The organism is Raineyella sp. LH-20, assembly GCF_033110965.1.
Lineage (GTDB): Bacteria > Actinomycetota > Actinomycetes > Propionibacteriales > Propionibacteriaceae > Raineyella.
Genome location: NZ_CP137003.1, coordinates 2,135,766 through 2,148,484 on the forward strand (window position 1 = coordinate 2,135,766; position 12,719 = coordinate 2,148,484).

A 12,719-nucleotide genomic window follows, 5' to 3' on the forward strand; every position below is an offset into this window, starting at 1 on the left:
GTCGGGACGTCAACCGTGACGTCAACCCCGGACCGATGACGGTCCTGTGACGGTCCGGTGGGTGCCGGATTAACGGCTGGTGAAATTCCCGCCACACCGACGCCGTGAACGTCGACAGGTTGTCCACGTGGCTACGTTGTTCGTACGGGCGGAGGGGAAGCCACCCGTACGGAAGGAACATTGATGACCCCCTGCGGACCATCGATGCGGGACCTTTCCGAAGGCACCGCGGTCTTCCGGCCATCCACGTAGCTGCATGGCCGGGCGTGACTGGCGCGCGGCCATGTCGGAAGGGAAACATCGTGCACGAGACCACCTCAGCCGGGCGTCGCACCTACGTGATCGACACCTCGGTGCTGCTCAGTGATCCGCGGGCTCTCTCCCGATTCGAGGAACACAACGTCGTCGTCCCGATCGTGGTGATCACCGAGCTGGAGGCGAAACGCCACCATCCGGAACTGGGCTACTTCGCCCGGGCCGCGCTGCGCTTCCTGGACGACCTGCGGGTGCAGTACGGCCAACTGGGCGCCCCGGTGCCGGTCAACGACCAGGGCGGGACGCTCCACGTCGAGCTCAACCACACCGATCCCGAGCGGCTGCCGGTCGGCTTCCGGCTGGGCGACAACGACTCGCGCATCCTCGCCGTGGCGATGAACTACCAGGCCGAGGGTGCCGACGTCACCTTGGTCTCCAAGGACCTGCCGCTGCGGGTCAAGGCGTCCGCGGTCGGTCTGGAGGCCGACGAGTACCGCAACGAGCTGGTCACCGACACCGGCTGGACCGGGATGACCGAGCTCGATGTCGCCCCGGGCGATCTGTCCCGCCTCTACGAGGAGGGGACGATCGATCTCGACGCGGCCCGCGAGCTGCCCTGCCACACCGGTCTGGTGCTGCTCGGCGGCGGGTCCTCGGCGCTCGGCCGGGTCACCCCCGGCAAGCAGGTCCGGCTGGTCCGCCCCGAGGTGCAGGCCTTCGGGATCCACGGCCGCTCGGCCGAACAGAAGATCGCCCTCGACCTGCTGCTCGACCCGAGCGTCGGCATCGTCTCGCTGGGCGGCCGGGCCGGCACCGGCAAGTCCGCGCTGGCGCTGTGCGCCGGCCTGGAGGCGGTGCTGGAGCGCGGTCAGCACGAGAAGGTGGTCGTCTTCCGGCCGCTGTACGCGGTGGGCGGCCAGGAGCTCGGCTATCTGCCCGGCAGCGAGGGGGAGAAGATGGCGCCCTGGGCGCAGGCGGTCTTCGACACCCTCGGCGCGGTCGCCCATCGCCACGTCATCGACGAGGTGCTCGACCGCGGGCTGCTGGAGGTGCTGCCGCTGACCCACATCCGCGGTCGTTCCCTGCATGACGCCTTCGTGATCGTCGACGAGGCGCAGTCGCTGGAACGCAACGTGCTACTGACCGTGCTCAGCCGGGTGGGCCAGAACTCGCGGGTGGTGCTGACCCACGACGTCGCCCAGCGTGACAACCTGCGGGTCGGCCGGCACGACGGCATCGTGGCGGTGGTCGAGAAGCTCAAGGGCCACCCGCTGTTCGCGCACGTGAAGCTGAACCGCTCCGAGCGGTCGCCGATCGCCGCCCTGGTCACCGAACTCCTGGAGGATCCGCTGGTGTGACCGATCTCATCACCGAGGTCGTCGCGCCCTGATACTGCGGGGTGATGGTGCCGCCCGGAGCGTTCATCCTGGCGGCACCATCACCGGCCCGGATTTGATAACAGTTCGGTAAATGTCACAGGATGGTCACGATGAATGTACGTCGTGCCCCCCTGCTGGCGACCGCAGCCGCGTCCGGTGTCCTGGCCGCGGCCGTCGCGGTACCCCTGGTGCTGAACCGACAGTCGTCCCTCGAAGCCGTCCCGGCCCCACCGGTGGTCGCCGCTGCCGCGACCGACGCGCCCACTCCCACCGCCGAGGATCTCGCGGCGCGGGCCGCTCAGGACTCCCGCGACCTCGACCGTCCGGCGGTGGACCGGATCGCCGGGGACCGGGTCGCCGCCCAGCAACAGTTGGCCGCAGCGATCGGTGCCAACCAGCAGGCGTTGAGCGACCAGGCGAAGGCCGACGCGAGAGCGGCCGCGGAGAAGGCCGCCAAGGCAGCGGCCGCCAAGGCTGCGGCGAGCAGCGGAGGATCGTCCTACACCGGCGCGCCCCGTGACATCGGCCGGACGATGGCCCAGGCCGAGTTCGGCTGGGGTGCGGCACAGTTCCAGTGCTACGACCAGATCATCATGCACGAGTCGGAGTGGAACCCGAAGGCGACCAACCCGTCGTCCGGGGCGTACGGCATCCCGCAGGCGTTGCCCGGCTCGAAGATGGCCTCCGCCGGATCGGACTGGCGCACCAACCCCGTCACCCAGATCCGCTGGGGGCTGGGCTACGTCAAGGAACGCTACGGCACCCCGTGCCAGGCCTGGTCGTTCAAGTCGGCCCACGGCTGGTACTGAGTCGGGTCAGTAGGGGAGCCCGCAGCCGCTGTCGATCAGCGGGCCGACAGCGAGCCGGCTCCCGGCGGGGACGGCTGTCATCCCACCAGGGCATTCCGCAGCATCGCCGCGGCGTCCCGTGGGCGAGCGGCCTGGGTGATCGCCCGGACCACCACCACTCGCTCGGCGCCGGCGGCGCGCACCTGGCCGACCCGCTCGACGTCGATGCCGCCGATCGCGAACCACGGCTTGTTCCCGATCTCGGCCGCATCGGCGACCAGGTCCAGCCCGACCGCCGGGCGGCCGGGCTTGGTGGGCGTCGCCCACACCGGCCCGACACAGAAGTAGTCCAGCCCCGGATCCTCGGCTGCCTCGCGTGCCTGGGCGAGGCTGTGGGTCGAGCGGCCGATCACCACCTCCGGACCGAGGACCGTACGGGCCTGCGCCGTCGTCAGGTCGCCCTGCCCGACGTGGAAGACGTCGGCGCCGACCAGCAGGGCGATGTCGGCCCGGTCGTTCACCGCGAACATCCGACCGTGTTCGGCGGCGATCCGGGCCAGAAGCCCCAGGGCTGCGATCTCCTCGCGCGCCTCCAGCCGCTTGTCCCGCAGTTGGATGATGTCCACGCCGCCCTCGTACGCCGCGTGGAGGAAGGCCTCCAGGTCGCCCTGCTCGGTGCGTGCGTCGGTGCACAGGTAGAGCCGCGCCGCGTCCAGCGCGGCCAGCCGGTGGGAACGGGGGGATCGAGGGGGGAATGGGGTGGGGGTCGGCGACGAGGTCACGGGCCTATAGTAGGGAGGACTTCCGCGGGAGCCCCACGAGATGAGGGCTGAGAGGGCCACGTGCCGACCGCTGCACCTGATGCGGATCATGCCGCCGTAGGAAAGGAATGCTCGTGGGTGAGCAGAGTGCTGGCGATCCCGGATCGCAGCCGACCAGTGGGGCGCGCCCGGCTCCCGGGTCACGTTCCGTCATCGTCGTGGGCGCCGGCATCATCGGCCTGACGACCGCCTGGGAACTCCTCGACGCCGGATGGGCGGTCACCGTCTGCGACCCCGACCCGATGTCGGGCGCCAGCTTCGCCGCTGCGGGGATGCTCGCGCCGGCCTCCGAAGTGGTCTGGGACCAACCCACCCTCTACGGCCTGATGGTTTCCGCCGCCCAGCTGTGGCCCCGGATTGCCGGGCGGGTCGCTGCCGCGGTGGGACGCCCGGTCGGACACCTCACCACGGAGACGCTGGTCTGCGCCGGCGACGGCGCCGATCGGCGGGCACTGGCCGACCTCGTCGTGCTCCAACGCCGTCTCGGCCTGGACGTCGAGGAGATCTCCTCCTCCGCCGCCCGCGCCCTCGAGCCGGCCCTGGGACCGGGCGTGGTCGGCGCGGTGCATATCCCCGACGACCACCAGGTCGATCCTCGCCGGATGATGGCCGCCCTGCTGGAGGTGCTCGAGCAGCGTGGCACCGTCGTCCGGCAGCGGGTGGACGGAGTGTGGTGGACCGGGCCGGAGAGCGGCGGGGAAGCGGGCGCCGCGCGGCGGGTCGGTGGCGTACGCCTCGCGGACGGCCGCACCCTCGCAGCCGACGAGGTGCTCGTCGCCGCCGGGCTCGCCTCCGGAGACCTGACCGGGCTGCCGGACGACCTGGACCTCCCGTTGCGCCCCGTGTGGGGCGACATCCTGCGGGTGAGGGTGCCCGAGCGGCTGCGACCGCTGATCACCCGTACGATCCGCGGACTGGTGCACGGCGTCCCCGTCTACCTGGTGCCGCGCGAGGACGGCACGGTGGTGATCGGCGCGACCTCGCGCGAGGACGGCCTGTCCGGCCCGAGCGTCGGCGGGGTGTACCAACTGCTCCGTGACGCGCAGCGCCTGGTCCCCGGGGTGCTGGAGTGCGAGGTGCTCGAGGTCACCGCCCGGGCCCGGCCCGGCACCCCCGACGACGTGCCGTTGATTGGTCGGGTGGCCCCCGGCCTGACGATCTCCACCGGGTACTTCCGCCACGGCATCCTGCTCAGCGCCCTCGGCGCCCGCCTCGGGGCCGATCTGGTGACCGGCCGCGGCACGGAACCGGAGACGGCCGGTGCGGTCCACCCAAGCCGCTTCGCCCAGGCGGCGGGCCGATGACCACCACCGTGAACGGGGAGGCGTACGTTCCCCGGGACGGGGAGACCGTCCTCGACCTCATCGCCGCCCGCACCGGCCGTCCGCTCGGGCCCGACGGCCGCCCGCTCGACGGCGACCGGCTCGGGCTGGCCGTCGCGATCGATCGGGCCGTGGTGCCGCGCGGCAGCTGGGCCCGCACCCTGCTCGCCGACGGCCAACAGATCGACATCGTCACCGCCGTCCAGGGCGGCTAGGAGCACCATGACCACCGCGTCCGCCGGCCCTGCCGGCGATCCCCGCGTCCCTGCCGATGATCCAGGTCTCCCGGTCGGCGACGCGGCCGCCTCGCTCGTCCTCGGCGGGCGGTCCTTCGGCTCCCGCCTCGTCATGGGCACCGGCGGCGCCACCTCGATGGCGACCCTGGAGAAGGCGCTGGTCGCCTCCGGTACCGAGCTGACCACCGTCGCGATGCGGCGGTACGGGACGGGCGGCCGCGAGTCGATCTTCGCGCTGCTCGACCGGCTCGGGATCAGCGCCCTGCCCAACACCGCCGGCTGTTACACCGCCCGCGACGCGATCCTCACCGCCGAACTCGCCCGCGAGGCGCTGGAGACCGACTGGGTGAAGCTCGAAGTGATCGCCGACGAGGACACCCTGTTGCCTGATCCGGTGGAGCTCTCCCGGGCCGCCGAGGACCTCGTCGGGCGTGGGTTCGTCGTGCTCGCCTACACCAACGACGACCCCGCCCTGGCCCACCGGCTGGAGGACCTCGGGGTCGCCGCGGTGATGCCGGCCGGCGCTCCGATCGGCACCGGTCTGGGCATCCTCAACCCGCACAACATCGGTCTGATCGTCTCCCGGGCCGGGGTGCCGGTCATCCTCGACGCCGGCATCGGCACCGCCTCCGACGCCTGCCTCGCGATGGAGCTCGGCTGCGACGGGGTGCTGCTGGCCACCGCGGTGACCCGGGCCCAGGATCCGGTCGGGATGGCCACAGCGATGCGGGCGGCGGTCGACGCCGGTCACCGGGCTCGGCTCGCCGGCCGGATCCCGCGACGTACGCTGGCCCTGGCCTCCAGTCCGCTGGAAGGGCTGGTCACCGGATCCCGCGAGGAGGACGCGTTGTGAAGCCACTCGTCGAGCCCGGCGCGCCGCTGAGCGCGGCCGAGGCGGGCCGCTACGCCCGCCATCTCACCCTGCCCGGTGTCGGGGAGGAGGGGCAGCGCCGGCTGCGGGCCGCCCGCGTCCTGGTGATCGGTGCCGGGGGTCTGGGCGCGCCGACCCTGCTCTATCTCGCCGCCGCCGGGGTGGGCACCCTGGGCGTGATCGACGACGACGTCGTCGACCTGTCCAACCTCCAGCGCCAGGTGCTGCACCGCACCGAGGACCTCGGCCGGCCGAAGGCCGAGTCGGCCCGCGACGCGCTGCTCCGGCTCGATCCCGCGCTGCACGTCGAGGCGTACGTGGACCGTCTCGACGGCGACAACGCGCTGGAGCTGTTCGGGGCGTACGACCTCGTCCTCGACGGGGCGGACAACTTCGGCACCCGCTACCTGGCCAACGACGCCGCCGAACTGACCGGCACCCCGCTGGTGTGGGGGTCGATCTTCCGGTTCCAGGGACAGGTCAGCGTGTTCTGGCCCGGTGAGGGGCCGATGCTGCGGGACCTGTTCCCGGACATCCCGCCGGCCGGGTCGGTGCCGTCCTGTGCGGACGGCGGCGTCTTCGGTGCGCTGTGTGGGTCGATCGGGTCGGCGATGGCCACCGAGGCGATCAAGGTGATCTGTGGCCTCGGGGAGCCGCTGGTCGGCCGGGTGCTGGTGCACGACGCGCTGCGCGCCGAGCAACACACCCTGCGGCTCGTCCCCGACCCGGACCGCCCGCCGGTGACCGAGCTGACCGAGGCGATCGAGGCCTGCGCCGCGACCGCCCAGCCGCGGGTCGACTCCGTCACCGTCACCGAGGTGGCCGCGGCCCGCCGTGAGGGCGCCGCCCCGGTGCTGCTGGACGTCCGTGAGGAGTGGGAGCGCCGGATCGTCACCGTGCCGGACGACCGGTGGGTGCCGCTCGACCAGGTGCGTACGGGCGGCTGGGCGTCGGTCGCCGCGGCGGTGGACGGCGCCCGCGAGGTGATCGTCTACTGCCGGTCGGGCGTACGGTCGGCGCAGGCCGTCGGCGTGTTGCAGGACCAGGCTCCCGACGGGGTGCGGGTGCGGAACATGACCGGGGGAGTGCTGGCCTGGAGCCGGGAGTTCGGCGGACCGGCGTACTGACGGGGCTTCGGGAGCGGCCGACTCTGATAGCGGAGCTGGCCTCGGCAGACCGGCGTATCGGCGTATCGAGAGGCCGGCGTACCAAGAGACTCGTGCTGCGGTGTGCACTCTCGCCCGCGCGTGTCGACCACCAGACAGACACACGTGCGTGGGCGAAAGTCACGGGCAGACGCAGTGGTGGAATCGGCCGGGCCACGGGCCACGGGCCACGGACCATCGACCATCGACCACGGACGACAGTGGCGCCTTCCGGCCGATCTGTGATGATGGGACGTATGGCCGATCACACCGTCAGCCCGCAGGTGTCCCCGCGGAAGATCAAGAAGCCCAAGACGATCCGCGACATGTTCCTGTCGTTGGCCGTGATCATCGTGCCGCTCCTGCTGCTGACCTGGCTCTACACCAACAATCTGCCGGACTATCCGGTGCAGGCGGTCGACCCGGCGCCGGTGGTGGCCCAGGCACGTGAGGAGGCCCCGTTCCCGATCTACGCGCCGGCAGGGCTGCCGATCGGCGAGGGTGGCTGGACCGTCACCCAGGCCTCCTGGGTACCCCGGGGCGGTCAGGCGCGCGCCGGCGCGGGGGTCTCCGGCACCGACGAATGGCTGTGGGGTGGCCTCGACCAGTCGAAGATCTACTACGCCGTCAACCAGTCCGACGACGAGCCCCGTACGGTCATCCAACGGGTCAGTCGTGACGGGAGCCCGGACGGGTCCTCGGCGGTCGCCGGCCAGCAGTGGGAACGGTGGCGTTCGCCGGACGGCCGCACCCGGGTACTGGTGCTCCGCGAGGACACCTACACGCTCACGGTGACGGCCGATGCGCCGTACGAGGGGCTGGAGGCATTGGCCTCGACCCTCAGCACCGACTGACGAGACCCGGTTCGACGCGACACGGTTTGACGCGATCCGGTTCGACGCGACACGGTCGTCGCCTCCCGCCGGACGTGCTACTGCTCCCCGGCGGGGGAGCGCCGATCCCTGGCAGCGTCGATCCGAGCCCGCGCGCCATCCAGCCAGGACTGGCAGACGTCGGCGAGGTGCTCGCCGCGCTCCCACAGCGCCAACGACTCCGACAGGCCGGCCCCGCCGGACTCCAGCTTCTGCACGATCTCGACCAACTGGTCACGGGCCTGCTCGTAGCTCAGCTCCTCGTGACGCTGTTCCTCGTGACGCTGGTCACCCACCGGGCGTTCACTCATCGAACCGTCCCTCCTCGAATCCCTCGTCGTCGAACCCGTCCGGACGACCGTCGATCTCCACCACCTGCACCACCATCGTGCCGTCCGCGAGATGGGCGGTGAGGCCGTCGCCTTCGTCGATCTCGGCGATCGAGGTCACCGGCCGTTCGTCGGCGTCGAGCAGGATGGCATAGCCCCGCTCCAGCGTCGAGCGCGGCGACAGCGCTCGTCCCCGCTGCCGGGCGTGGTGCAGACTGATCTCCTCGGTGCGCAGCCGGCCCTCCACGGCGCGCAGGGCACGCTCCCGCAGCGCCGTCAGTCGCTCGGCGTGCAGGTCCAGTGTGCCGGTCGGCGCGCGCAGCACCGGTCGGGACCGCAGCGCGGCCAACTGCTCGGCCCGGCCGGTCACTGCCCGCTGCACGGCCCGATCGAGGCGTCCGCGGACCGTGCTGAGGTGGCCGAGCTCAGTGGCCGCGTCGGGGACCACCCGTTTGGCGGCGTCGGTGGGGGTGGAGGCCCGCAGGTCGGCCACCAGGTCGAGGATCGGCTGGTCCGGCTCGTGGCCGATGGCGCTGACCACCGGGGTCCGGGCGCGGGCGACCGCACGCACCAGGCCCTCGTCGCTGAACGGCAACAGGTCCTCCAACGACCCGCCGCCGCGAGCGATGATGATCACCTCGACGTCCGGCTCGGCATCGAGGTCGGCCAGCGCGGCCATCACGCCGGTGGCGGCCTGGGGGCCCTGCACCAGGGTGTGGCGTACGGTCACCTCGACCGCCGGCCAGCGGCGGCGCATGTTGTCCAGCACGTCGCGCTCGGCGGCCGAGTCGGCGCCGGTGATCAGTCCGACGCGGCGGGGCAGGAACGGCAGCGGCTTCTTGTGCAGCGGGTCGAAGAGGCCCTCGGCCTGCAGCATCCGCTTGAGCTGCTCGAGGTGGGCGAGCAGCCGGCCCTCCCCGGACGGGCGGATCTCCATCAGCTCGTACGTCAGCCGCCCACTCTTGTACCAGTAGCGGGGCCGGACCCGGGTGACGACCGTGGTGTTGACGGTCAACGGCCCGGCGACGTCGAGCACCGCGACCGGGCAGGACGCCTGGACCGACACTTCCTCGGTCAGATCGCGCAGGGTCAGGTACGCGGAGCCGTTGCGGTGCCGGTTGAGCTCGATCACCTGGGCCTCGACCCACACCTCGCCGAGGCGCTCCACCCAGTTCCGCACCGCCTGCGCGATGGTGCGCAGGGGCTGCGGGTTCTCCGGTGTGGAGGTCAGCTTCCGGTCGGCAGGCACGAGGCTCACCCTACGACGACCCGCCTACACTGACTGCCATGACGACTCCCCCCACGCCCGACCGGACCCCCGCCCCGCAGCCGGCGGCCGCGAAGCGGGTCGTGGTCGCGGCGCCGCGCGGCTACTGCGCCGGCGTCGACCGCGCCGTCCAGACCGTCGAGAAGGCGCTGGACGCGTACGGGGCACCGATCTACGTCCGCAAGCAGATCGTGCACAACAAGCACGTCGTGGAGACCCTGTCGGAGCGCGGCGCGGTCTTCGTCGACGAGTTGGACGAGGTGCCGGACGACTCGCTGGTGATCTTCTCCGCCCACGGCGTCTCGCCGACGGTGAAGTCCGAGGCGGAGGCGCGGGGGCTGCGGACCATCGACGCCACCTGCCCGCTGGTGACGAAGGTGCACCACGAGGCGAAGCGCTTCGCCCAGCAGGGCGTGCAGATCCTGCTCATCGGCCACAGCGGCCATGAGGAGGTCGAGGGCACCTCCGGTGAGGCGCCGGAGCACATCACCCTGGTGGAGCATCCGGCCGACGTCGACCAGCTGGTCGTGGCGGATCCGGAGAAGGTGGCCTGGCTGTCGCAGACCACGCTGAGCGTCGACGAGACGATGGAGACCGTCGACCGGCTCCGGGCGAAGTTCCCGCAGCTCATCGACCCGCCGAGTGACGACATCTGCTACGCCACCCAGAACCGCCAGTCGGCGGTCAAGCAGATCGCCGCACACTCCGATCTCGTCATCGTCGTCGGGTCGGCCAACTCGTCCAATTCCGTCCGCCTCGTCGAGGTCGCGCTGGAGTCCGGCGCCCGGGCTGCGCACCGGATCGACAAGGCGGAGGAGATCGACCCGGCCTGGCTGGTCGGGGTGTCGTCGGTGGGCGTGACCTCGGGTGCCTCGGTGCCGGAGAACCTGGTCGAGGGCGTGCTGAGCTACCTGCAGCAGCAGGGGTTCCCGCCGGCCGAGCAGGAGCAGCTGGTCGAGGAGACGCTCACCTTCGCGTTGCCGCACGAGTTGCGTACGTCGCGTCGGGCCGCCCGCGGCTGAGACGTCGGCCGCCCGACGAGCCGACCGCCCGACGAGCCGCGCCGAGCCGGCCCCGCGGCCGCCCCACGAGCCGATCGACCGACGAGCCGATCACCAGGAGTCCCGAGCACCCGCCCAGGAGGGGTCATGACAGAGCAGTCGCCCGCACCGATCCAGATCGTCCATCCGCGCGACGTCGTGCTCGCGCCCTCGGGCGGGCTCAGCGTCCGGCGTACGTTGCCGGACCGGCACCGCTCGTTGATCGGTGCCTGGTGCTTCCTGGACCACTTCGGCCCCGAGGACCCGGCCGTGCACGGCGGCATGCGCGTCGCGCCGCACCCCCACACCTCGCTGCAGACGGTGACCTGGCTGTTCTCCGGTCATGTCGAGCACCGCGATTCGCTCGGCACCAGGATGGTGGTCCGGCCCGGGCAGCTCAACCTGATGACCGCCGGGCGGGGGATCAACCACTCCGAGTACTCCACCCCGGACAGCCCGGTGCTGCACGGCGTCCAACTGTGGACCGCTCTTCCGCACGATGTGCGGCTGTGTGAACCGCGGTTCGACCATTTCGAGCCGGAGCCCTTCGAGATCGGCGACCACCGACTGAGCGTCTTCCTCGGTCAGCTGGCCGGCGGGTCCTCGCCGGTCGGCACCTTCAGCCCGTTGGTGGGTGCCGAGATCGTGCTCGGCGAGGGGGAGCTGACCCTCGAGATCGAGCCGAGCTGGGAGTACGGCCTGCTGGTCGACAGCGGTGCGATCAGTGCCGACGGCGAGCCGATCGGCGACAACGAACTGGGCTTCGTCGCCCCCGGGCGCGAGCGTCTCGTGCTGCGGCGGGAGTCCGCCGGTGCGCGGCCCACGCGCGTTGTCCTGATCGGTGGTGCGCCGTTCGGGGAACAGATCATCATGTGGTGGAACTTCGTCGGGAGCACACACACCGAAGTGGTCAACTACCAGGCGAACTGGCAGGCGGCGATCGGGCACAGCGACGGCCGTGGCACCAATCCGCGCCAGTTCGGCCCGATCACCGCGCTCACCGACGGAGAGCGGCCGATCCCGGCGCCGCCGCTGCCACCCGGGCACCTGCGCCCCCGCGGCTGACCTCGGACGCCGCCGACGTCGGCGGTTCAGCCGCCAGCGACCAGGAAGCGGTACGCCGGGCTGTTCGCGGTGAGTCGTTCGCATTCGATGGGGGAGGCGTCCATCCGGGCGAGCAGTGCGGCCAGGTCGGTCGGTTCGCTCAACTCGATCCCGACCAGCGCCGGGCCCAGCTCCCGGTCGTTGCGCTTGACGTACTCGAACAGGACGATGTCGTCGTTCGGGCCGAGCACCTCGTCGAGGAAGGCCCGCAGTGCACCCGGCTCCTGGGAGAAGTTGACCAGGAAGTAGTGCTTGCGGCCCTCCCACACCAGGGAGCGCTCGATCACCTCGGCGTACCGCGACACGTCGTTGTTGCCGCCGGAGACGATGGCAACGACGGTCTGGTCCTGGCCGACCATCACGCTGGTGCGCAGCGCGGCCGTCGCCAGCGCCCCGGCAGGCTCGGCGATGATGCCGTCCACCTGGTACATCTCCAGCATCTCCGAGCAGACGGCGCCCTCCGGCACATTCACCGTCAGCGGGCGGCGCAGGGCGGCCACGGCGTACGTGCAGTCGCCGACCCGGCGGACGGCGGTGCCGTCCACGAAGGTGTCCAGATGCTCCAGGTCCACCGGCCCACCGGCGGCGAGGGCAGCCGCCAGGCTCGCCGCACCGGTCGGTTCGACCGCGATCACCCTGGTGTGCGGGGCGCGTTCCCGCATCCAGGTGAGGATCCCGCCGAGCAGGCCACCGCCGCCGACCGGCACCAACAGGATGTCGGGGGCGCTGCCGAGCTGTTCGACGATCTCCTGGGCGACGGTGCCCTGACCGATGACCGTCCGGGGGTCGTCGAAGGCCGGGACGATCGTCGCCCCGGTGCGCTCGGCCTCGGCTGCGGCGTACGCGGCCGCCTCGTCGTACGTCCGGCCCCTCAGCACGACATCGATCATGTCGCCGCCGATCTCGACCATCCGGTCCCGCTTCTGGCGGGGTGTGCCGGTCGGGCAGACGATCCGTCCCCGGATGCCCAGCGCGCGGCAGGCGAACGCCACGCCCTGGCCGTGGTTGCCGGCGCTGGCGCAGATCACGCCGGCGGCCCGCTCGGCCTCGCTCAGGCCGCTGATCAGGTAGTAGGCGCCGCGCAGCTTGTAGGAGCGGACCGGCTGGAGGTCCTCCCGCTTGACCCACACGTCCGCGCCGGTGCGGTTGCTCAGCCGCTCGTTCCGCTGCAGCGGCGTACGGCGGACGACGCCGCTGAGCCGGGCGCTGGCCTCCTCGACCGCGTCGGCACCGACGCGGATCCCGTTCCACTGGAAGGTCGGGGGTATCTCCATGGTCACCGGCCCATTG

At 71.8% G+C, this 12,719-nt stretch carries 13 protein-coding genes and 1 riboswitch; of the genes, 9 read left to right on the top strand and 4 right to left on the bottom strand.

Annotated features, from left to right (window positions below; genetic code table 11):
• Nucleotides 1-302 precede the first annotated feature (302 nt).
• Nucleotides 303-1,613: an RNA 5'-3' helicase PhoH2 gene (locus tag R0146_RS09310; protein ID WP_317689008.1), complete on the top strand. Its 1,311-nt coding sequence runs from the start codon at nucleotides 303-305 to the stop codon at nucleotides 1,611-1,613.
• 131 nt (nucleotides 1,614-1,744) lie between these two features.
• The gene (locus R0146_RS09315; RefSeq protein ID WP_317689010.1) at nucleotides 1,745-2,443 is read left to right on the top strand and encodes an aggregation-promoting factor C-terminal-like domain-containing protein; all 699 of its coding nucleotides are present in this window, start codon (nucleotides 1,745-1,747) and stop codon (nucleotides 2,441-2,443) included.
• A 77-nt stretch (nucleotides 2,444-2,520) separates the two neighbouring features.
• Here R0146_RS09315 and thiE read toward each other — a convergent pair whose 3' ends face one another.
• Nucleotides 2,521-3,204, bottom strand: a complete 684-nt coding sequence (gene thiE, locus R0146_RS09320; RefSeq protein WP_317689012.1) for a thiamine phosphate synthase — start codon at nucleotides 3,202-3,204, stop codon at nucleotides 2,521-2,523.
• Between the two features lie 14 nt (nucleotides 3,205-3,218).
• A riboswitch (TPP riboswitch) is annotated at nucleotides 3,219-3,325 on the top strand.
• Between thiE and thiO the strand changes: the two genes are divergently transcribed.
• The 5 genes from thiO to R0146_RS09345 all read left to right on the top strand — a co-directional run bounded on the left by thiO (nucleotide 3,318) and on the right by R0146_RS09345 (nucleotide 7,671).
• Nucleotides 3,318-4,547 (top strand): glycine oxidase ThiO, encoded by a 1,230-nt coding sequence (gene thiO / locus R0146_RS09325; protein ID WP_317689014.1) that lies wholly within the window; start codon nucleotides 3,318-3,320, stop codon nucleotides 4,545-4,547. (Overlaps the previous riboswitch by 8 nt.)
• A complete protein-coding gene (gene thiS / locus R0146_RS09330) occupies nucleotides 4,544-4,780 on the top strand; it encodes a sulfur carrier protein ThiS (RefSeq protein ID WP_317689015.1) in 237 nt (78 codons plus the stop codon). The genes thiO and thiS overlap by 4 nt, the downstream gene beginning before the upstream one ends.
• A gap of 7 nt (nucleotides 4,781-4,787) precedes the next feature.
• Nucleotides 4,788-5,654 (top strand): thiazole synthase, encoded by an 867-nt coding sequence (locus R0146_RS09335; RefSeq protein ID WP_317689017.1) that lies wholly within the window; start codon nucleotides 4,788-4,790, stop codon nucleotides 5,652-5,654.
• Nucleotides 5,651-6,799 carry a molybdopterin-synthase adenylyltransferase MoeB gene (gene moeB, locus R0146_RS09340; protein ID WP_317689019.1) on the top strand — a complete coding sequence of 383 codons (1,149 nt, stop codon included), beginning with the start codon at nucleotides 5,651-5,653 and terminating at the stop codon, nucleotides 6,797-6,799. The genes R0146_RS09335 and moeB overlap by 4 nt, the downstream gene beginning before the upstream one ends.
• Nucleotides 6,800-7,074: 275 nt before the next feature.
• Nucleotides 7,075-7,671: a DUF4245 domain-containing protein gene (locus R0146_RS09345; protein WP_317689022.1), complete on the top strand. Its 597-nt coding sequence runs from the start codon at nucleotides 7,075-7,077 to the stop codon at nucleotides 7,669-7,671.
• 77 nt (nucleotides 7,672-7,748) lie between these two features.
• Here the strand turns inward: R0146_RS09345 and R0146_RS09350 are convergent, their stop codons facing one another.
• Both R0146_RS09350 and xseA read right to left on the bottom strand, forming a co-directional pair.
• Nucleotides 7,749-8,000 carry an exodeoxyribonuclease VII small subunit gene (locus R0146_RS09350; protein ID WP_317689023.1) on the bottom strand — a complete coding sequence of 84 codons (252 nt, stop codon included), beginning with the start codon at nucleotides 7,998-8,000 and terminating at the stop codon, nucleotides 7,749-7,751.
• Nucleotides 7,993-9,267 (bottom strand): exodeoxyribonuclease VII large subunit, encoded by a 1,275-nt coding sequence (gene xseA, locus R0146_RS09355; RefSeq protein ID WP_317689026.1) that lies wholly within the window; start codon nucleotides 9,265-9,267, stop codon nucleotides 7,993-7,995. Before xseA ends, R0146_RS09350 begins: the two co-directional genes overlap by 8 nt.
• A 38-nt stretch (nucleotides 9,268-9,305) precedes the next feature.
• Between xseA and R0146_RS09360 the strand changes: the two genes are divergently transcribed.
• Nucleotides 9,306-10,307: a 4-hydroxy-3-methylbut-2-enyl diphosphate reductase gene (locus R0146_RS09360; protein ID WP_317689028.1), complete on the top strand. Its 1,002-nt coding sequence runs from the start codon at nucleotides 9,306-9,308 to the stop codon at nucleotides 10,305-10,307.
• A gap of 126 nt (nucleotides 10,308-10,433) precedes the next feature.
• A complete protein-coding gene (locus R0146_RS09365; protein WP_317689031.1) occupies nucleotides 10,434-11,390 on the top strand; it encodes a pirin family protein in 957 nt (318 codons plus the stop codon).
• 26 nt (nucleotides 11,391-11,416) lie between these two features.
• Here the strand turns inward: R0146_RS09365 and ilvA are convergent, their stop codons facing one another.
• Nucleotides 11,417-12,703 carry a threonine ammonia-lyase IlvA gene (gene ilvA / locus R0146_RS09370; protein WP_317689033.1) on the bottom strand — a complete coding sequence of 429 codons (1,287 nt, stop codon included), beginning with the start codon at nucleotides 12,701-12,703 and terminating at the stop codon, nucleotides 11,417-11,419.
• Nucleotides 12,704-12,719: the final 16 nt, after the last annotated feature.